This window comes from Nonomuraea jabiensis (assembly GCF_014204795.1).
Classification (GTDB): domain Bacteria; phylum Actinomycetota; class Actinomycetes; order Streptosporangiales; family Streptosporangiaceae; genus Nonomuraea; species Nonomuraea jabiensis.
Map to the genome: position 1 here is coordinate 1,461,624 of NZ_JACHMB010000001.1, position 19,154 is coordinate 1,480,777.

19 protein-coding genes are annotated in these 19,154 nt (G+C 68.1%); 14 read left to right on the plus strand and 5 right to left on the minus strand.

All coding sequences use genetic code 11. The features are described from left to right. Window positions 1–21 precede the first annotated feature (21 nt). The 3 genes from HD596_RS06175 to HD596_RS06185 all read left to right on the plus strand — a co-directional run bounded on the left by HD596_RS06175 (window position 22) and on the right by HD596_RS06185 (window position 5,157). Entirely contained in the window at window positions 22–1,551 is a 1,530-nt protein-coding gene (locus tag HD596_RS06175) for a trypsin-like serine peptidase (protein WP_185068346.1), read from the plus strand. 435 nt (window positions 1,552–1,986) lie between these two features. Next, window positions 1,987–3,495, plus strand: coding sequence for a trypsin-like serine peptidase (locus HD596_RS06180; RefSeq protein ID WP_185068347.1), 1,509 nt, complete (start codon window positions 1,987–1,989; stop codon window positions 3,493–3,495). Window positions 3,496–3,669: 174 nt separating this feature from the next. Then, complete coding sequence (locus HD596_RS06185) at window positions 3,670–5,157, plus strand: trypsin-like serine peptidase (protein WP_185068348.1); 1,488 nt, start codon at window positions 3,670–3,672, stop codon at window positions 5,155–5,157. A 51-nt stretch (window positions 5,158–5,208) separates the two neighbouring features. Here the strand turns inward: HD596_RS06185 and HD596_RS06190 are convergent, their stop codons facing one another. Continuing rightward, on the minus strand, window positions 5,209–6,567 hold the full coding sequence (locus tag HD596_RS06190) for an NsdA family TPR-like regulatory protein (RefSeq protein WP_185068349.1): 1,359 nt from the start codon (window positions 6,565–6,567) through the stop codon (window positions 5,209–5,211). Window positions 6,568–6,722: 155 nt separating this feature from the next. Next, window positions 6,723–7,937, minus strand: a complete 1,215-nt coding sequence (locus HD596_RS06195) for an NAD(P)-dependent malic enzyme (protein ID WP_221519205.1) — start codon at window positions 7,935–7,937, stop codon at window positions 6,723–6,725. Between the two features lie 261 nt (window positions 7,938–8,198). On the opposite strand from HD596_RS06195, the gene HD596_RS06200 reads away from it, so the two are divergent. The 4 genes from HD596_RS06200 (at window position 8,199) to HD596_RS06215 (ending at window position 11,385) form a co-directional block, all read left to right on the plus strand. Further along, on the plus strand, window positions 8,199–9,056 hold the full coding sequence (locus tag HD596_RS06200) for an ABC transporter substrate-binding protein (RefSeq protein WP_185068351.1): 858 nt from the start codon (window positions 8,199–8,201) through the stop codon (window positions 9,054–9,056). Window positions 9,057–9,059: 3 nt separating this feature from the next. Beyond that, the gene (locus tag HD596_RS06205) at window positions 9,060–9,887 is read left to right on the plus strand and encodes an amino acid ABC transporter permease (RefSeq protein WP_185068352.1); all 828 of its coding nucleotides are present in this window, start codon (window positions 9,060–9,062) and stop codon (window positions 9,885–9,887) included. Next, the gene (locus HD596_RS06210) at window positions 9,884–10,627 is read left to right on the plus strand and encodes an amino acid ABC transporter ATP-binding protein (protein ID WP_185068353.1); all 744 of its coding nucleotides are present in this window, start codon (window positions 9,884–9,886) and stop codon (window positions 10,625–10,627) included. The genes HD596_RS06205 and HD596_RS06210 overlap by 4 nt, the downstream gene beginning before the upstream one ends. 332 nt (window positions 10,628–10,959) lie before the next feature. Next, the gene (locus tag HD596_RS06215) at window positions 10,960–11,385 is read left to right on the plus strand and encodes a CGNR zinc finger domain-containing protein (protein WP_185068354.1); all 426 of its coding nucleotides are present in this window, start codon (window positions 10,960–10,962) and stop codon (window positions 11,383–11,385) included. Here the strand turns inward: HD596_RS06215 and HD596_RS06220 are convergent. After that, entirely contained in the window at window positions 11,382–11,678 is a 297-nt protein-coding gene (locus HD596_RS06220; protein WP_185068355.1) for a S24 family peptidase, read from the minus strand. The genes HD596_RS06215 and HD596_RS06220 overlap by 4 nt on opposite strands. Before the next feature lie 90 nt (window positions 11,679–11,768). Between HD596_RS06220 and sodN the strand changes: the two genes are divergently transcribed. From sodN to HD596_RS06235, 3 genes are all read left to right on the plus strand, one after another. Then, window positions 11,769–12,170 (plus strand): superoxide dismutase, Ni, encoded by a 402-nt coding sequence (gene sodN / locus HD596_RS06225; RefSeq protein WP_221519206.1) that lies wholly within the window; start codon window positions 11,769–11,771, stop codon window positions 12,168–12,170. 127 nt (window positions 12,171–12,297) lie between these two features. Next, window positions 12,298–12,723 carry an ATP-binding protein gene (locus HD596_RS06230; protein ID WP_127936220.1) on the plus strand — a complete coding sequence of 142 codons (426 nt, stop codon included), beginning with the start codon at window positions 12,298–12,300 and terminating at the stop codon, window positions 12,721–12,723. A gap of 17 nt (window positions 12,724–12,740) precedes the next feature. Further along, window positions 12,741–13,520: an RNA polymerase sigma factor SigF gene (locus HD596_RS06235; protein WP_176573444.1), complete on the plus strand. Its 780-nt coding sequence runs from the start codon at window positions 12,741–12,743 to the stop codon at window positions 13,518–13,520. On the opposite strand, the gene HD596_RS06240 is transcribed toward HD596_RS06235, so the two are convergent. Then, window positions 13,517–13,900, minus strand: coding sequence for a hypothetical protein (locus tag HD596_RS06240; RefSeq protein WP_185068356.1), 384 nt, complete (start codon window positions 13,898–13,900; stop codon window positions 13,517–13,519). The genes HD596_RS06235 and HD596_RS06240 overlap by 4 nt on opposite strands. Window positions 13,901–13,988: 88 nt before the next feature. Here HD596_RS06240 and HD596_RS06245 point away from each other — a divergent pair, with 88 nt between their 5' ends. Continuing rightward, entirely contained in the window at window positions 13,989–14,945 is a 957-nt protein-coding gene (locus HD596_RS06245) for a diacylglycerol/lipid kinase family protein (protein WP_185068357.1), read from the plus strand. Between the two features lie 271 nt (window positions 14,946–15,216). After that, window positions 15,217–15,471: a WhiB family transcriptional regulator gene (locus HD596_RS06250; RefSeq protein ID WP_185068358.1), complete on the plus strand. Its 255-nt coding sequence runs from the start codon at window positions 15,217–15,219 to the stop codon at window positions 15,469–15,471. A 248-nt stretch (window positions 15,472–15,719) separates the two neighbouring features. Here HD596_RS06250 and HD596_RS06255 read toward each other — a convergent pair whose 3' ends face one another. Next, window positions 15,720–17,189 carry a PAS domain-containing sensor histidine kinase gene (locus HD596_RS06255; RefSeq protein WP_185068359.1) on the minus strand — a complete coding sequence of 490 codons (1,470 nt, stop codon included), beginning with the start codon at window positions 17,187–17,189 and terminating at the stop codon, window positions 15,720–15,722. A gap of 481 nt (window positions 17,190–17,670) precedes the next feature. Between HD596_RS06255 and HD596_RS06260 the strand changes: the two genes are divergently transcribed. Continuing rightward, window positions 17,671–18,390: a GntR family transcriptional regulator gene (locus HD596_RS06260; RefSeq protein ID WP_185068360.1), complete on the plus strand. Its 720-nt coding sequence runs from the start codon at window positions 17,671–17,673 to the stop codon at window positions 18,388–18,390. A 39-nt stretch (window positions 18,391–18,429) separates the two neighbouring features. Next, entirely contained in the window at window positions 18,430–19,140 is a 711-nt protein-coding gene (bioD, locus tag HD596_RS06265) for a dethiobiotin synthase (protein WP_185068361.1), read from the plus strand. Window positions 19,141–19,154: the final 14 nt, after the last annotated feature.

A 19,154-nucleotide genomic window follows, 5' to 3' on the forward strand; every position in this document is an offset into this window, starting at 1 on the left:
ACAGAGCAAGGAGCAGTTCCCTTGAAGCGCATCCTCATCCCCGCCGGTGGCGCCATCATGGCTACCGGCCTTCTGGCTGCCGGCCTGGCCGGCACCGCTCAGGCCGCCAACGACGTCGCCAGTGACCCGATGGCGGCGAGTGCGGCGAACGCCAAGGCCATTGCCGAGTTCTGGGCCGACAACAACGGTGCTGCCCTCCGGGCCGCCAAGGAGTCCAACGTCTGGGACAAGGGCGACATCTCCAAGCTGCAGAGCAAGGGCGGCTACAGCGCCGACACCAAGCCCGGCTCGACGGCTCCGATCGGCCAGGAAAAGAAGACGACCGTCAAGGTCCAGAACGTCAACATGCCGAAGACCATCGGCAAGGTGTTCTTCGTCAACAGCAAGGGCGAGAAGAAGTGGTGCTCCGCCACTTCGATTCAGTCCCAGTACCGCAACCTGGTCGCCACGGCCGGTCACTGCGTGTACGACACGGCGACCAACTCGGACGTCCTGTCCAAGTGGGTCTTCGTCCCCGGTTACTACCAGGGCAAGGCTCCTTGGGGCATCTACGTGGGTAAGCAGGCCTTCACCCACTACGACTTCGACGTGTACGAGGACTGGGACCGCGACTACGCGTTCGTCACCGTGTACAACGGTGTCCAGCTCGGTGGCGGTACTCCCAAGCAGGTCTCCAAGGCCGACTGGGACAAGTACACCGGCATCAAGGACGCCAAGGACGTCGAGATCAGCCGCGAGGAGTTCCGTAAGGGCAAGCTCGACCCCACCTCGACCGAGGCGTACTGGGTGAAGAGGGGCACGGCGCCTGAGGCGACCGGCCCTGACTACCCGGGTGCCGTGGTCGGCAAGGTCGAGGTCGCCGAGGCCGCCTACAAGGCTGCCAAGGTCGGCAAGGGCAACGGCTTCAAGTTCGGTGAGCCCGTCACGGAGATCGTGACGGACAGCGAGGCCGCCGCCTACCTGGAGAACCAGAAGAAGGACGCGGCGAAGTACCCGGCCAAGGTCGTCAAGGACGCCCGCGGCAACTGGACGATCACGCACTACTACGTCCAGCAGTGGTACAAGGCCGGCTCCGAGACGAAGTTCTACAAGACCGTCTTCTTCATCGTCGAGGGCTTCGCCAAGGACGCGGGCCGTCTCGGTGACAACGTCGGCGGTCAGGGCTTCGCTTGGAACCAGCCCACTGGCAAGCCCGTCCGCGTGTTCGGCTACCCGGCCGCTCCGCACCCCGACGGCAACAAGAACTACACCGGCGTGACTCCGAAGTGGTGCTACGGCCCCACCACGAAGAAGCTGGTCGGTTCGGCCGCCAAGAAGATCGAGGAGCACGTGGCCCTCAAGTGCGCCTTCACCGAGGGCGCCGACGGTGGTCCGTGGCTGTACAAGTACAGCAACTCCAAGCGTCTCGGTTACCTGAACGGTGTCGTGAGCACCTTCAACGACCAGGACGGCAACGGTCGCGTGGACTACATCTCCTCGCCGTACTTCGACGGTGAGACCAACGTGGTCTACAAGGCCGCTGCGGCCTCGTGGTCCGGCAAGATTGTCTAAGGTGACGGATAGCGACCGGCCATAGACCGTTCGTATAACCGTTTCCCGCGAAGGGCCCGGCATCCCGCCGGGCCCTTCTGCGTTCCCGCCGAAAGTGAAGGGCTGTTGGACGCATGGGGCGCTCATACGGTGCCATCAATCTAATGTGATCTGCGTCACATCGCCTCTTCGACCATGATCGAAAGCACACTGGGGCCCCGTGGGCCATACTCACAACGCCCTTATGTTGATCAGGGCAAACGGTCTCGAAGCCAGCCTTACTCGACTCCTGCGCATCAGCCGTTTAAACATCACAGAACGGTCACGCCCGGCTTGTCGCATCTTTTCCTGTCAAAGCGGCTACCCGCGAGCAAGATCCACACTGTATGTTCCTGGCTATCCCTTTACTGACGCATGGGACGCAAGAGGCGTTCCACGACAGCGCAAGGAGTTACCTTGAAGCGCATCCTCCTCCCCGCCAGTGGCGCCATTCTGGCCACTGGTCTGCTGGCTGCTGGTCTGGCCGGCACCGCCCAGGCTCAGGCCGACAACACCGTCGCTAGCGACCCGCTCGCCAAGACGGCGGCCCAGGCGGCCGAGACCCTGGACTTCTGGACCAAGTCCAACAACGCGGCCCTGAAGGGCGCTGTGGCGTTCACGCCCGACGCTCTCGAGGTCTCGAAGATCTCCTCCAAGGGTGGGTATGTAAACGACACCAAGCCTGGTGTGACCAACCCCATCGGCGAGGAGAAGAAGACCACCGTCAAGGTTCAGAACGTGAACCTGCCGAAGACCATCGGTAAGGTTTTCTTCGAGGGCCGCGACGGCAAGCTGTACTGGTGCTCCGGTACCTCGATCCAGTCGCAGTACCGCAACCTGGTCGCCACGGCCGGTCACTGCGTGTACGACCTGGCTGCGAACGACGAGGTCGTGTCCCGCTGGGTCTTCGTCCCCGGTTACTACCAGGGCAAGGCTCCTTGGGGCGTGTACGTGGGTAAGCAGGCCTTCACCCACTACGACTTCGACGTCTACGAGGACCTCGACCGCGACTACGCCTTCGTCACCGTCTACGACGGCATCGGCGGCACGCTGAACAAGCCCAAGGCGGTCGACTGGAAGACCTACGACGACTACAAGGGCGAGAAGTTCGTCAAGGACGTCACGGTCTCCGAGGACGAGTACAAGAAGGGCAAGCTCGACCCCGCGACCACGGACTACTACGACGTGGACCCGGGCAAGGCCGACGAGGCCACTGGTCCGGACTACCCCGGTGCCGTCGTGGACCGCAAGGAAGTCTCGAAGGAGACCTACGACCGCGCCAGGGTCGGCAAGGGCCAGGGCTACAAGTTCGGTGAGCCCGTCACCGAGATCGTGACCGAGGTCCAGTACAACGCGTACCGCGGCCTGGGCACGAAGACCAAGGACGCTGCCGGCAACTACCTCATCACGCACTACTACGTGCAGGCGTGGTACCAGCCCGGCAAGGTCGCTCGCTACGTCCGGCTCACGCCGTACATCGTGGTGCACGAGGTCAAGAGCGTTGGTCGCCTCGGCGACAACGTTGGCGGCCAGGGCTTCGCGTGGAACCAGCCGCGTGGCAAGTACGTCCGCACCTTCGGTTACCCGCAGGGCGCTCACCCCGACGGCAACAAGCCCTTCACCGGTGTCACGCCGAAGTGGATCTACGGCAAGACCGCGACCAACTACGTCGTGGTGCCGAAGTACAAGGTCGAGGAGCAGGTCGGCCTGAAGGGCACCGTGACCGGTGGCTACGACGGCGGCCCGTGGCTGTACAAGTACAGCAACGCCAAGCGTCTCGGCTACGTCAACGGTGTCACCAGCCTCATCGCTGACACCGACGGCAACAACCGGTACGACACGATCACGTCGCCGTACTTCGACGGTGAGACCAACGTCGTCTACAAGGCCGCTGCGGCCTCGTGGAGCGGCAAGCTCATCCCGTAGTTCGCTGCGGATCGGAACGAAGACTTGTTCGTCGTTCTTTAGCAATACCGAAGGGCTCGGCATCCTGCCGGGCCCTTCGGCCTTTTTGCTGAGAAATCTGGGAATTCCCCTTACCAGAGTGACTAATGGGTCGATAGGGTCTTTACACGCCTTTTGACAACTGTGGAGCCTCCCGTGAAGCGCCTGTTCATCCCCCTAGCCGCCGCCTGCCTGAGTGCCGCCGCCCTCGCCGTCCCAGCCACCGCCGCACCGAGCTGGGCCACCGACAATCTCCAGCCCAAGCCGGCCGACGCGTACGGCGACGCCTATTTCTGGCTCGACTCCAACGGAGCCGCCCTGCGCAAGGCCACCCAGTACAACCTGGACGCCAAGAACGTCTCCAAGCTGGTGTCGACGGGCAGCAACGGCGCCCCTGACGGCAAGCCGGGCATGACCGGCCCGACCACCACCCCCAAGGCGGCGGTGTCCAAGAACATCAACCTGCCCAAGACCATCGGCAAGGTGTTCTTCCTCGACAAGTCCGGCAACTACCGCTGGTGCTCGGCGACGTCCATCCAGTCCAGGAACCGCAACCTGGTCGCCACCGCGGGTCACTGCGTCTTCGCGAACGGCAAGGACGACGTCTACGACAAGTGGATCTTCGTACCCGGCTACTACCAGGGCAAGGCCCCCTGGGGCGTTTACGTGGGTGCCTACGCCTTCACGGCGTACGACCTCGACACCTACGACGACTACGACGGCGACTTCGCGTTCGTCGCGGTGCACAACGGCTTCGCGCTGGCGGGCGAGAAGGAGGTCTCCCGCAACGACTTCAAGGCGTGGGCCGGCGACAAGTGGGTCAAGCCGCGCGAGATCAGCTCCGCGGAGTTCCTCAAGTGCCAGCTCACCCTCGGCGACTGCTGGTCGGAGGGCGAGGACAAGCCGGCCGACCTCGTGGGCCCCGACTACCCCGGCGCCGTCCTGGAGAAGGTCGAGGTCAGCGAGGCCGCGTACAAGGCCGCGAAGGTGGGCAAGGGCCAGGGCTTCAAGTTCGGCGAGCCCATCGTGGAGCAGGTCACCAAGCCTCAGCAGGACGCCTACCAGGGCCCCGGCGTCAAGGGCACCGACAAGCTGGGCAACTACACCATCACCCACTACTACACGCAGAAGTGGGTCAAGCCCGGCACGTCACGTAAGTACTTCGAGGCCCACTACATCCTCGGCATCGCCAAGGACATGGGCCGGCTCGGTGACGTGGTCGGCGGGCAGGGTGTGGCCTGGAACCAGCCCCTCGGCCAGCAGGTGACCGCGTTCGGCTACCCCTCCGCCCCGCACCCCGACGGCGACCGCCCGTTCACCGGTGTGACGCCGAAGTGGTGCTCCGGCAAGACCGCGACCAAGAGCTACCAGGTCAACACGTTCAAGGTCGAGACGCACCAGCTGCTCAAGTGCTCCATGACGCCCGGCGCCGACGGCGGCCCCTGGCTCATCAAGTACGACAACAACAAGCGCACCGGCTACGTCAACGGCGTGACCAGCCTGTTCCACGACAACGACGGCAACGGCCGGGTCGACTACATCAGCTCGGCGATCTTCGACGGTGAGGTGGCCGACGTGTACAACAAGGCCAACTACGCGGAGACCAAGAAGATCGTCGGCCCGAACGGCGAGCTTCTCCAGTAGACGGCGGCACGAAAAAGCGGCCCGGGTGCCAGGCACCCGGGCCGTTTCTCGTCATACCGGCGCGAGCTCCCGCGTCCGTTCGCGCAGCGCCAGCACGGCCCGCTCGTTCTTGTACGGCTCCAGCCGCCGCCGCAGGTCGGCCGCGTACGACCGGGACCGGGTCGACTGCAGCTCCCCCGCCAACGCGAAAGCGGTGCCCGCGACCGAGCACGCCTCCTCCAGCTCCCCGCACTGCAGCAGCCCGGCGGACAGCAGGGACAGGTTGAACATCCGCCCGCGGACGTAGCGGGAGTCCATGTCGAGCGAGCGCCGGGCCTGCCGCACGGCCCGCTCCCCCTCCCCCAGGTCACGGAAGCAGTGAGCGAACTTCGCCGCCAGGTAGGCCTCGTCGAAGTAGCTGAGCCAGACCGGCTCGTCGGCGGGCTTGCGGGCGTCGAAGGCGCACTCCGCCTCGTGCAGGGAGACCCCGCAGGAGCGGGCGTCGCCCAGGCCGGCGTGGGCGTGGGCCTCCAGGACGTGCGCGGAGGCCAGCAGCGTGTGCACGCCGGCGCGGCGGGCCGCCAGCTGGGCGGACCGGGCCAGGTCGAGGGCGTGGGAGGGCTGGCCCATGTAGATGGCCTGGTGGGCCATGCCGGCCAGGATCTCGCCGCCCAGGGTGTGGTCGTCGGCGCTCCTGGCCAGGCGGAGCGCCTGGATGAGGTAGCGCTGGGCGAGACCGTGCTGCTCCATGTCGTAGGCCATCCAGCCGGCCAGGCGGGTCAGCTCGGCGGCCGCGGCGGCCAGGCGGCGGCCGGTGGACTCGTCGTACAGGCCGTCCTTGAGCAGCGGCGAGACGCCGGTGTCCAGGTACTTGACCACGGACGAGCGGACCCGGCCGCTGCCGAAACGGTTGTCGAGCTCACCGAACGATCGGGTGACCTCTTGGATGGCGGCGATGTCGGCGCGGCCCACCCGCCGCGCGCCCGTGCCGCTCAGGTGTCCCCCGGGTGGGGACGTCAGCCAGCGGATGGCTCCCACGGAGCCCGCTCCTATCGCGAAGGTCGAGTCGATCAGGAACCTCCGTCTCTCCACGTCGGCCCGCCATAGCGCCGTCACGGTCGCGACCCCCTCCTGCCACGTGTGCGTGAACTCCTGCCCGAGATCGAGGGGTGTGAGGATCGCCGGCATGCCCAGGTCCTCCGAGGTAACCGGTCGGCCCAGCCGCATCGCGAAGATCTCCGCGAGCAGGTAGGGCACGGGGTCACGTGGCCTCTGACCACCGATCCAGCGCAACACGGAGCTGTGGTCGTATTTGAGGCCCGGAGTGCCACGGGCGGCTCCCCAATCGTTCAGGCACCTGGCCAGTCCCTTGTGGGAGAAACCCGCTTCCGCGATGAACTGCCGCAGCAGTCGGTTCGGCTCGCGTTCCATCGCTCTCCTCGTCACAGGAGTTGGGCGCCCACACCTTACAGAGAGCTACTGTTATAGCACCTTGCGTAAAGGTTTTAGGGCAGTTCTCAAAGAGACCCCCAACTCCATGAGAAACGGGGGCCTCCCTGATCCGTGGAGGCCCCCGTACGAGGAGGTCAGACGCGGGCGACGCCGTCCGCGCGGGCCTGGGCCGCGACCGCGGCGGTCACGGCGGGCGCGACGCGCTCGTCGAACGGGCTCGGGATGACGTACGTCGGCGAGAGGTCGTCGCCGACGACGCCGGCCAGTGCGTTGGCGGCGGCCACCTTCATGTTCTCGGTGATGGCCGACGCGCGCACGTCGAGGGCGCCCCTGAAGACGCCGGGGAAGGCCAGCACGTTGTTGATCTGGTTGGGGAAGTCGGAGCGGCCGGTGGCCACGACCCTGGCGTGCCGGGCGGCGGCCTCGGGGTGGACCTCGGGGGTGGGGTTGGACAGGGCGAAGACGATGGCGTCGGGCGCCATGGAGGCGATGGCCGCCTCGGACACGGTGGATCCGGACAGCCCGACGAACACGTCGGCGCCCGCGAGCGCGTCCTCCGTCGAGCCGGTGTGGCCGGCGCGGTTGGTGTCGCGGGCGAGGGCCTCCTTGACGGGGTTGAGCCCTTCGCGGCCCGCGTAGATCATGCCCTTGGAGTCGGCGACCGCGATGTCGCCGATGCCCGCCTCCAGCAGGATGCGGGAGACCGCGACGCCGGAGGCGCCCGCGCCGGCCACGACGGCGCGCAGGTCGCCGAGCGAGCGCCCGGTCAGGCGGGCGGCGTTCTGGAGCGCGGCGAGCACCACGATGGCGGTGCCGTGCTGGTCGTCGTGGAAGACGGGGATGTCGAGCAGCTCGCGGAGCCGGTCCTCGACCTCGAAGCAGCGCGGGGCGCTGATGTCCTCGAGGTTGATGCCGCCGAACGACGGCGCGAGGCGCACGACGGTCTCGACGAGGGCGTCGACGTCGGTGCAGTCGAGGCAGATGGGGACGGCGTCGACGTTCGCGAACTGCTTGAACAGCAGCGCCTTGCCCTCCATGACCGGCATGGCGGCCGCGGGGCCGATGTCGCCCAGGCCGAGCACGGCGGTGCCGTCGGAGACGACGGCGACCACGTTGGAGACCCAGGTGTAGTCGTTGACCAGCGCGGGCGTCTCGGCGATGGCGGTGCAGACCCGGGCGACGCCGGGCGTGTAGGCGAGGGAGAGGTCGTCCGCGTCGCGGACGGGAACCGTGGAGCGGACCTCGAGCTTGCCTCCGCGGTGCAGCGCGAAGGCCGGATCGAGATCGAGTTTCTCGACGGGAACGGAAGCAGAAGCGGGCGTGACAGCCACAGCGACCCCTGTAGTCATCGGGAGCGGAAGAAACCTTCGGCGGGCGAGCGCGAGCGGGCTGGCCTCGGTAGCTGCCAGGATCCCCTCGTCGGTCGTCTCAGAGGGGTACGGGGGTCACCCGTCTCCCTATCGTGCCACATGGTGAGATGGAGTCGGTCTCAGAGCCGACGCCGTTCTGTTGACGCATCGTTAAATGTCTGATGACGGAGCGGTGCGAAACCCCATTTAAACTGCACAAAACGCAAGTTTCCTGGCTTTTCACTTTCGAGGAGGCCGTACATGGCCCTCAGCCCCAAGGGCCGCCGTGGCTATGCCGCCGGCGCGCTCGCGTTGACCGCCGCACTGGCGCTGACCGCGTGCGGGAGCGGCGGCAACAGCTCGAGCTCCGCCACCACCAGCGCGAGCGCCTCCGCGGCCGGCGGCGTCCAGCTGGTGTCGCCTGGCAAGCTCACGGTCTGCACGAACATCCCGTACGAGCCGTTCCAGTTCAAGGACGCGAGCGGCAAGATCGTCGGGTTCGACGTGGACATCGTCGACCTGGTCGCGAAGAAGCTGGGCGTGACCCAGGAGATCGTGGACATCGACTTCGCCGTGATCAAGAGCGGCGCCGCCATGGCGGCCAAGAAGTGCGACCTGGCCGCCGCCGGCATGACGATCACGCCGGAGCGCAAGGCGAACATCGACTTCTCCGACCCGTACTTCGACGCCACCCAGGCGCTGCTCGCCAAGAAGGGCACGGGGGCGACGTCGCTGGCCGACGTCAAGGCCAAGAACCTCAAGCTGGGCGCCCAGGCCAGCACCACGGGCCTCGACTACGTCAAGAAGCAGGGCTTCGACCCGACGGAGTACGCCGACTCCGCCAAGGAGCTGCTGGCCCTGCAGGCCGGCCAGGCCGACGTGATCGTCCAGGACCTGCCCGTGGTCCTCACCTGGCTGAAGAAGCCGGAGGTCGCCGCGAAGTTCGAGCTGATCGGCAGCCTGGACACCGGCGAGCAGTACGGCCTCGGCCTGAAGAAGAACGCCGACCCGGTGCTGCTCAAGACGATCAATGAAGAGATCGCCAAGGCCAAGCAAGACGGCACCTACGAGAAGATCTACGTGAAGTGGTTCGGCAAGAAGCCCGGCGAGCTGGGCTGATCCATGGCCGACCAGCCGAAGACGGCTGAGCCCGCGCGCGCCGGGCTCAGCCCTCGGAAGAAGCAGCAGATCAGCCGCGGCATCCAGTACGCCGTCCTGGTCGTCGTGCTCCTCCTCCTCGTCCTGTACGCGGACTGGGGCAGCCTCGCACAGAACTTCGCCAAGCCCGACGTGGCGAACGAGACGCTGCCGGAGCTGTTCACCATCGCGCTGCGGAACACGGTCATCTACACGGTCACCGGATTCGTCCTCGCCTTCCTCGTGGGACTGCTGCTCGCGCTCATGCGGCTGTCGCCGGTCCGGCCCTACCGCTGGATCGCGATCGTCTACATCGAGATCTTCCGTGGCCTGCCCGCGCTGCTGATCTTCATCATGATCACCTTCTTGCCACTGGCGCTGCCGGGCTTCGAGGTGCCTTTCGGCACATACGGCCAGGTCGCCCTCGGGCTTGGTGCGATCGGCGCGGCCTACCAGGCGGAGGTGTTCCGCGCGGGGCTGCAGGCCGTGCCCAAGGGGCAGGTCGAGGCCGCCAGATCGCTGGGCATGTCCGCCACCCGCGCCCAGTTCACCGTGGTGATCCCGCAGGCCCTCCGCATGGTCATCCCGCCGACCACCAACCAGTTCGTGGCCCTGCTCAAGGACTCCTCGCTGGTGCTGTTCCTCGGCGTGTCCAGCGAGTATGTCGAGCTCGCCAAGTTCGGCAACGACCTGGCCTCCCAGCACTCCAACGCCACGCCCATCATGGTCTCCGGTCTGACGTACCTGATCGTCACGATCCCGCTGGGATATCTGGCGACCCGGCTGGAAGGACGCAAGGGGAGGAACCGATGACGCACGCGATCGAGATCGCGGACCTGCACAAGTACTTCGGCCAGAACGAGGTGCTCAAGGGCATCCGCATGACCGTCGACCCGGGCCAGGTGGTCTGCGTCATCGGCCCGTCGGGCTCCGGCAAGTCCACCCTGCTGCGCTGCGTGAACCTGCTGGAGGTGCCCACCAAGGGCAAGGTGTTCGTGGACGGCGTCGAGCTCACCGACCCCGACGTGGACATCGACGCCGTACGCCGCCGCATCGGCATGGTCTTCCAGCAGTTCAACCTGTTCCCGCACATGACCGCGCTGCAGAACGTGATGATCGCCCAGCAGCGGGTGCTGAAGCGGGGCAAGAAGGAAGCCGAGGTCGTCGCCAGGGAGAACCTGGACAAGGTCGGCGTCGGCGCCAAGTGCGACGCCTACCCGGCGCAACTGTCGGGCGGTCAGCAGCAGCGAGTGGCGATCGCCCGGGCGCTGGCCATGAACCCGGACCTGATGCTGTTCGACGAGCCCACCTCGGCGCTCGACCCCGAGCTGGTGGGTGACGTGCTCACCGTCATGCGGAAGCTGGCGGAGGAGGGCATGACCATGCTCGTCGTTACCCACGAGATGGGGTTCGCGCGGCAGGTGGCCGACCGGGTGGTGTTCATGGACGGCGGCGTGATCGTCGAGGACGGCGAGCCGGCGCAGGTGATCGGCGACCCGCAGCAGGAACGCACGCGCACCTTCCTCCACCGGGTCCTGCACCCCGAGGAGTAGGCCGGACGGCACGGCGGGGCGCCTCCCCTTCGGACCCCTTTTCCGGGCCCGGCACGGAGGAGCGCCCCGCCCGTTTCCGGGCCCGGCACCAGGAACGCCCCGCCCGTTTCCGACCCCAGCACGGAGCAGCGCCCCGCCCCCGGACCCGGCGGCCCGGAACACGCCTTGAAGCGCCGCTCCAGCGCTCCGAAACGCCTCGGAACGCCGCCCCACCCCCTCCATTACCCGGCGGGGCGCCCGGCCCCTCAAACGCCTTCTCAGCCGCGCCGGACCGCACTCCCCGCCGCAAGACCCGGCCCCGGCCGGCGGGACCCGTGATGTAATACACCCGCATGGACCTCACCTCTTACGCCGAGTGGGCCGTCCGGCTGGTCAACGATCCCGACCCGCCGCCGGAGCTGAGGCCGCTGCGCGACGAGCTGGCCGCCGCCTTCGACGAGGCCGCCGACGAACGGGCCGTGGCGGCGCGGCTCAACGCCCTGCTCGTGCGCTATCCCGTACGCCCCCAGCTCACCGACCACGACGGCGGGGGCTGGCACCTCCACCTGGCTGAGGACTCCGCCGCCTCTGCCGTGATGGGCCTGGCCGCGGTCGTGGCGGAGCTGGGCGCGGACCGGCTCGGCCGGTGCCAGGAGCAGCGCTGCGGGAAGGCGTTCCTGGACACCTCGTCCAACCGTTCGCGCCGCTACTGCTCCTCCCGCTGCGCCAGCCGCGCGAACGTCGCCGCCTTCCGCGCCCGCCGGCGCAACGGCCCCTAACGCCGCCGCCGCAGGAGCGGCCAGTAACGCAGCACGACCCGTCCCACGATGTCGTGGACCGGCCCGAAGTCCCAGCTGTCACGCCGCCCGCTGGCCCGCTGGTTGTCGCTCTCCAGCCACCATCCGTCCTGTCCGTGCCACTGCGCCCGTTTCACGATGAGCCGCTCGGGATCATCGGGAAGTCTCGCCACCACGAGATCTCCCGGATGGACGGTGGCGCCCCGGCGTACGAGCAGCCAGTCGCCGGGAACCAGGGCCGGGCGCATCGAATCGCCCTCGACACGCACTCTCATGGGCTTGTGACCCCCTACTCCGCAGGCGTTGGGACCCGAGTAAGGTCGGTTGTGGACCAAGCTGATTCAGCATCAAGGAAGGACTTTCTGATGCTCGCACGACTGCTACGACCCAAGCATGTCGCTTCCGCACACTGCGACCTGCCCTGCGGGGTCTACGACCCCGCTCAGGCCCGCATCGAGGCCGAGTCGGTCAAGGCGATCATGGAAAAGTACGCGGCGAACGAGGACGCGGTCTTCCGCGCCCGCGCGCTGACCATCAAGGAGGAGCGGGCCGAGCTGGTCAAGCACCACCTGTGGGTGCTGTGGACCGACTACTTCAAGCCGCCGCACCTGGAGCAGTACCCTCAGCTCCACCAGCTCTTCTGGGACGCCACCAAGCTCGCGGGCGCCGCCGGCGCCAAGGGCACGGTCGACGTCTCCAAGGCCGAGGACCTGCTGGGCAAGATCGACGAGATCTCCAAGATCTTCTGGGAGACCAAGGCCGCCTAAAACGGCACATAAGGCTCTGTACGGCAGCAGCCGTACAGAGCCTTTTCCGTTGATGGCGAGTCTGAATCGTCCAAGCACCTCCCGGGGGCGGTAAGTTGCAGTTGGCGTCGGAAACGCGAGGAGGAACGTGACCGAGGAAACCGAGACGCGCGCGGAGGGCGTGGCCGGCATCCGCGACGTGGTGAGCATCAGGCTCCCCGCCGCCAGTGCCTACCTGTCTGTGCTGCGTACGGCTACCGCCGGGCTGGCGGCGCGGCTGGACTTCACGCTCGACGAGATCGAGGATCTGCGGATCGCGGTCGACGAGGCGTGCGCCATGCTGCTGAGCGAGGCGGTGCCCGGCACCGACCTCACCGCCGAGTTCGAGCTGACCGGGCATGAGATGCAGGTCAGGGTCGAAGTGGCCACGGTCGGAAGCTCCGCGCCCAAACGCGATGACTTCGCCTGGATGGTGTTGACCGCCTTGGCCGACGACGTCGACGCGGTGACCGACTCCCCAGATCGCATGGCCATCGTCCTGCGTAAGCGCCGAGGCGCAGCGAGGCCGGCGTGACGGAAAGGACTGGAGCCATGGCCACCAGCGAACACGCCGTGCCCGACCGGGTGCGTGCCCGCATGCTCTTCGCCGAGCTGGCCGAGCTGGGCCCCGAGGAGCCGCGCCGCCAGCGCATCAGGGACGAGCTGGTCGAGCTTCACCTTCCCCTGGTCGAATACCTGGCCCGCCGCTTTCGGAACAGGGGCGAGTGGCTCGACGACCTGACCCAGGTCGCCACCATCGGCCTGATCAAGTCCATCGACCGGTTCGACCTCAACCGCGGCGTGGAGTTCTCCACGTACGCCACGCCCACGATCGTCGGCGAGATCAAGCGCCATTTCCGCGACAAGGGCTGGGCGGTCCGCGTCCCGCGCCGGCTGCAGGAGCTGAAGCTCTCGCTGACCAAGGCGATAAGCGATCTCTCGCAGCGCGAGGGCCGCGCGCCGACGGTCGCGGAGCTGGCCTCCTACCTGAAGATGACCGAGGAGGAGGTGCTCGAGGGCCTCGAGTCGGCCAACGCCTACTCGACCGTGTCGCTCGACGCGCCCGACTCCGGCGACGACGACGCCCCCGCGGTGTCCGACTCGCTCGGCATCGTGGACGAGTCGCTCGAGGGCGTCGAATACCGCGAGTCGCTGAAACCGCTGCTCGAACGGCTGCCGCCGCGGGAGAAGCGCATCCTGTTGTTGCGCTTCTTCGGCAACATGACGCAGTCGCAGATCGCCACCGAGCTGGGCATCTCGCAGATGCACGTCTCGCGCCTGCTGGCCCGCACCCTCGCGCAGCTGCGCGAGGGTCTGACCGCCGAAGACTAGCCGTCTCCGTAGAGGGCGTGCGTGGTGGGCGGCGCCAGCAGCGTCGCCAACCCCGCCACCGCGATCACGATCAGCGGGATCCCGAGCTGGGGCTGGCCTGACTGGATGAGCGTGACGGAGATCGGCACCATGAAGATCTGCGTCAGGACGCCGGGCGACCGCCCCCACCGCTCCATCTTGAACAGCCCGCCCCACGCCACCCAGAGCAGCCCCGCTCCGACCAGCACGCCGAAGGCCGACTCGGCGATGGCGGTGGTCAGGTTGGCCGGGGCGCTGACGAGGGTCTCCACGGCCACGTAGATGCCGAGCCCGAGCGCCACCAGGCCTTCCAGGGCGACGATGGCGGCGGCGATGACGAGGGTGACCGGACGACGATTCACGCCCGTACCCTACCCCTCGGGTCACCCGGTCCGAGAAATAGGACGTTCGGCCGATATCGCCCACAAGTCCAGCGGATACGCTGGCGATATGCGCGCCATGCTCTTGGTGAATCCCAAGGCCACCACCACGAACGCCCGTACGCGTGACGTGCTGATCCGCGCGCTCGGCGCGGCCGTGGAGCTGGCGGTGGAGGAGACCCGCTACCGCGGGCACGCCGCCGCGCTGGCCGCCACCGCGCGGGCCAAGGGATACGACGTCGTCGCGGTGCTCGGCGGCGACGGAACGATCAACGAGACCGTGAACGGCCTGCTCAACCCCGTGAACGGCGGCCCCGTCCCGCCCGGCAGCGAGGGCCGGCCGGCGCTGGTCGTCATCCCCGGGGGCAGCGCGAACGTGTTCGCCCGCGCGCTGGGGCTGCCGAACGACCCCGTGGAGTCCACGGGCGCGGTGCTGGAGGCGCTCAGGGACGGCCGGCGCAGGACCGTGGGTTTGGGGCAGGCCCTATGGGAAGGCCAGAGCCGCTACTTCACCTTCTGCTCGGGCATGGGGTACGACGCCGAGGTTGTACGGGCCGTGGAAGGCCTCAGAGGGACCGGCCGTAAAGCAACGCCTACACGGTACGTGAACACCGCTCTACGGCACTATCTGGCCACGGACAAGCGGCATCCGGCGATGACCCTGACCGGTCCCGGGATACCCACGGCCCGCGGGCTGTTCATGGCGATCATCTCCAACACCTCCCCATGGACGTACGTCGGCAGCCGGCCCGTCCACCCGACCCCGTGGGCGAGCTTCGAGACCGGGCTCGACCTGCTCGGGCTGCGCCGAATGGGGCCGATGGCGATGGCGTCAGTGATCCGACAGATTCTCACGGAGAGTGACGCCCTTCCGGGCGGCCGGCACCTCGTACAGCTGCACGACGAGGCCGAGTTCACGCTCACCGCGAGCCGTCCCGTGGCTTTCCAGCTGGACGGGGACTACCTGGGCGAATACGAAACCGTAACATTCCGGTCTACACCGAACGCGTTACAAGTTTTGGTCTAGATGGTTACATTCGGTCATGGTGTGACGCATCCGACAGCCATAACACCCAAAACTTCCCGTCAACCCTCTTGCGTGCACACAGCGTGGCTGACAGTCTCAAGACTGACGTCGGAACGTAGGACCTTTAACAACCCCAAGGTTCTCCGAGTGTCAGCGGGCAATCCTGGTCCTCACAGGTCCGGGTCATTGTTCGCGCGAGTTAGTGAAACTCTTCACAAAGTAGTAGCCGCACGGAGCCGACCAGAGGCTCCATCTACTAAGGAGTGGACGCATGGACTGGCGCCACCGAGCTGCCTGCCGTGACGTGGACCCCGAGCTGTTCTTCCCGATCGGCAACACCGGCCCGGCACTCATGCAGATCGAAGAAGCCAAGCAGGTCTGCCGTTCCTGCTCAGCCGTCGAAGCCTGCCTGAAGTGGGCGCTGGAGTCCGGGCAGGACGCCGGCGTCTGGGGCGGCCTCAGCGAGGACGAGCGCCGCGCTCTCAAGCGCCGCACCGCTCGCCACCGCGCCCGCCTCACCGCCTGACCCGCCACCGTCATCTGATCTCCACCACCATCTGACCCCGCGTCGCCCGAGCCCCGATCGGCTCGCGCGCCGCCGCACCCCCTCCCCGCCCCGATGCGTCGCCGCCGGCCGCCGTGCCACCCCGCCGGACGCGCCACCGCCCAAGCCGTCACCCCGGCCGACGCACCGCCGCAGTTCGACATGCCCGCACCCGACGCGCCGAGCCCCCGTACTCCCGTCGAACCCCGACGGACGCGTACGAACCGGGATCAGGCCGCCGGGAGCGGGATCGACAGCGTGACCTCCGTGCCCCCTTCGAGCCGCGGCTTGATCGAGAGCCGGCCGGAGAGCTCCCCCTCGACCAGCGTGCGCACGATCTGCAGCCCCAGGCTGGTGGACGTGTCGAGGTCGAAGCCGGTCGGCAGCCCGAGGCCGTCGTCCCACACCGTGACGTTCAGCCGGTCGAGCTCGGGTTCGACCACCACTTCGAGCCGCTTGGGCCGCCCGTGCTGCATCGCGTTCTGCAACAGCTCGGTCAGCGCCATGGCCAGCGGTGTGGCGATGAGCGAGGGCAGCACCCCGAAGCCTCCGACGCGCCGCGGCGTGACGGCCACCTCAGCGGCCGACACCTCCCCCGCCATCGCGAACACCCGGTCGGCGATCTCGTCGAAGTCCACGAACTCCTCGGGCGCGTGGGACAGCGTCTCGTGCACGATCGCGATGGACCCGACCCTGCGCACCGCCTCCTCCAGCGCCTCCCTGCCCTCCGGCACCTGCAGCCGCCTGGCCTGCAGGCGGAGCAGCGCGGCCACGGTTTGCAGGTTGTTCTTCACCCGGTGGTGGATCTCGCGGATCGTGGCGTCCTTGGTCATCAGCTCGCGCTCGCGGCGGCGCAGCTCGGTCACGTCCCTGATGAGCACGAGCGCGCCGATGCGGCCGCCGCCGACGATCAGCGGGATGGCCCTGAGCTGCACGATCGTGCCGCCCGACTCGACCTCGGTCTCCTTGGCCGCGCGCCCGCTGGCCACGATCATGAGATCTTCGTTGATCGGCTCGTCGGAGTAGCAGAGCGTCGCGGTGACCCGGCCCAGCTCGGCCCCGACCAGGTCGGCGTGCAGGCCGAGCCGCCGGTAGGCGGACAGGGCGTTCGGCGAGGCGTACGTGACGCGCCCGGCCCGGTCGAGCCGCAGCAGGCCGTCGCCGACGCGCGGCGAGCGCACCAGGATCGGCTCCTCACCCGAGAACGGGAACCGGCCCTCGGCCACCATCTGCGCCAGGTCGGAGGCGCTCTGGAGGTAGGTCAGCTCCAGGCGCGACGGGGTGCGGGCGGAGGAGAGGTTCGTGGAGCGCTGGATCACCGCCAGGAACCGGCCCTCGCCGCCCTCGACGGTCCGGCGCACGGGGATGGTCTCCTCGCGCACCGGGACGCCCGTGGACCAGTCGGGATCGCCCTCGCGGCAGATGCGCCGCTCGTTCCAGGCGGTGTCGATGAGGTGCCGCTCGCCCTTGGCGGCGACGCTGCCGACGATGTCGTCGTGGTAGACGGTGGGGCCGGTGGTCGGGCGCATCTGCGCGATCGCGATCCAGCCGCTCTCGCCCAGCAGCGGCGCCCACAGGATGAGATCGGCGAACGACAGGTCGGCCAGCAGCTGCCAGTCGGAGACCAGCGAGTGCAGCCAGTCGAGATCCGCCCCGTCGAGGGCGGTGTGGCGGGCTACGAGGTCGCTGAGAGTCGGCACAGGTGCATCATGCGTGCTTTTCCCCGCAACAACCAAACCGGCTCCCTGGTTGAATGCGCGCCCGAATACGCGGGCAGGACTCCGCACGGCACGGCCGCACACCCGCTCGTTCGCACAGTGACGACAGATACGGCATCGTCCACCCAACTCGACATATCGGGAATCTCATATTGTGAGAACCGTCACACCAGGAGAGCTGCTCGAACCGCAGACGGGACGAGTCGGAGGTGATCGGCACGGGCAGGTGGCTGCACCCCGGCACGGATCAAGAACCGGCCTCGGTTGCGATCGCGCGCGCCGCTGTGGATATCCTTCACAATCAGCCTGAGCTGCCCGGATCCGTGCGAGCCGGCTACCGTGCCCGCCCGGTGCCGGTCGGCCGCCACAGCCCGCGGTTGACCGCTCGGGCTGATGTGAGTTCCGATGATCTCGCGGTGATCAGACACGCCTTCACCGCTGTGGCAGAAGTGAAGGTGAGAGCGTGACAGACGACAGCCCCCGCGTACCGAAGTACTACGACGTCAAACGCAGCCTGCTCGAGCTCACCAAGACCCTGCCCGCGGGCACCGCGCTGCCGCCGGAGCGCACGCTCGCCGTACGGTTCGAGACCTCCCGCACCACGGTCAGGCAGGCGCTGACGGAGCTCGTGGTGGAGGGCCGGCTGCTGCGCATCCAGGGCAAGGGCACCTTCGTGGCCCAGCCGAAGGTGGCGCAGGTGCTGCAGCTCACCTCGTACATCGGCGACCTGCGCACGGCGGGGCTGGAGCCGGACACCAAAATACTCGAGATCGGCTACATCACCGCCGACGAGTCCCTGGCCAGACGCCTGGCCATCAACCCGGGCGGCCGCGTGCTGCGCATCCACCGCCTCCGGCTGGCCAACGGCGAGCCGGTCTCCATCGACACCACCCACCTGTCCGCCCGCCGCTTCCCCCGGCTGCGGCGCGAGCTCGAGGTGCACGCGTCCCTGTACGAAACGCTGCACAACGCCTACAACGTCCGGCTCACGGACGCCGAGGAGATCATCGAGACGGTCCTGGCCACCCCGTACGACGCCAAGGCCCTCGGCGTCGACGTCGGCCTCCCCATGCTCCTCCTCACCCGCCACGCCTTCGACGCCGACGGCAACCCCGTCGAGTGGGCCCAATCCCTCTACCGCGGCGACCGGTACAAGTTCGTCACCCGCCTGCGGCGCCCCTGACCCAGCCGGTCCGGCCCGCACCACATCTAGGCTGGTCATGTGAGTGTTCTCGTGGTCACAGGCACCGACGTCAGGGTCGGCAAGACCGTCGTGACGGCGGCGCTCGCGGCGTTGGCCAGGCGGCGGGGCGCCTCCGTGGCCGTGGTGAAGGTCGCGCAGACCGGGGTCGCGCCCGGAGAAGCCGGGGACGTGGATCAGGTGATCCGGATGTCCGGGGCCGGCACGACCTTCGAGGTGCGGCGGTTCGCCGAGCCGTTGCCGCCCGCCGCCGCCGCCCGCGTCGCCGGCGTGCCGCCCGTGTCGCTGGCCGAGGTGGCGCAGCTCGTACGGGAGCTTGCCGAGAGCAACCGGATGGTGGTCGTGGAGGGCACCGGAGGGTTGCTGGAGCGGTTCGACGAGGACGGCGGGACCGTCGGCGACCTCGCCCGGGCCCTTAGCGCGCAGGTGCTCGTCGTGGTCCGCCCCGGCCGGGGGGCGGTGAACCACACCGCGCTCACCCTGGAGGCGATGGCCAATCGGGGGCTGGAGCCGACGGGGATCGTCATCGGGCGCTGGCCCGGTGAGCCCGGGATCGTCGAGCGGAGTTGCGTGTGCGACCTGGAGATGCTGGCCGCGCGGCCGCTGGCCGGGGTGCTGCCCGAAGGGGCCGGGGGGATGGGCGGGGAGGAGTTCGCCGAGGTGGCGCGGAGAGGGCTGGGCGTGATGCTGGGGGGCTCGTTCGATCCCGCCGGATTCAAGGCGACGCTCTGAGGGTGGGGAAAACC

Bases quoted from the DNA above. Each gene is read 5' to 3' on its own strand.
- HD596_RS06245 (WP_185068357.1), top strand. From the start codon at position 13,989: ATGCGCGCCATGCTCTTGGTGAATCCCAAGGCCACCACCACGAACGCC.
- HD596_RS06235 (WP_176573444.1), top strand. From the start codon at position 12,741: ATGGCCACCAGCGAACACGCCGTGCCCGACCGGGTGCGTGCCCGCATG.
- HD596_RS06205 (WP_185068352.1), top strand. From the start codon at position 9,060: ATGGCCGACCAGCCGAAGACGGCTGAGCCCGCGCGCGCCGGGCTCAGC.
- sodN (WP_221519206.1), top strand. From the start codon at position 11,769: ATGCTCGCACGACTGCTACGACCCAAGCATGTCGCTTCCGCACACTGC.
- HD596_RS06210 (WP_185068353.1), top strand. From the start codon at position 9,884: ATGACGCACGCGATCGAGATCGCGGACCTGCACAAGTACTTCGGCCAG.
- HD596_RS06190 (WP_185068349.1), bottom strand. From the start codon at position 6,567: ATGGAACGCGAGCCGAACCGACTGCTGCGGCAGTTCATCGCGGAAGCG.
- HD596_RS06215 (WP_185068354.1), top strand. From the start codon at position 10,960: ATGGACCTCACCTCTTACGCCGAGTGGGCCGTCCGGCTGGTCAACGAT.
- HD596_RS06200 (WP_185068351.1), top strand. From the start codon at position 8,199: ATGGCCCTCAGCCCCAAGGGCCGCCGTGGCTATGCCGCCGGCGCGCTC.
- HD596_RS06250 (WP_185068358.1), top strand. From the start codon at position 15,217: ATGGACTGGCGCCACCGAGCTGCCTGCCGTGACGTGGACCCCGAGCTG.
- HD596_RS06195 (WP_221519205.1), bottom strand. From the start codon at position 7,937: ATGACTACAGGGGTCGCTGTGGCTGTCACGCCCGCTTCTGCTTCCGTT.
- HD596_RS06220 (WP_185068355.1), bottom strand. From the start codon at position 11,678: ATGAGAGTGCGTGTCGAGGGCGATTCGATGCGCCCGGCCCTGGTTCCC.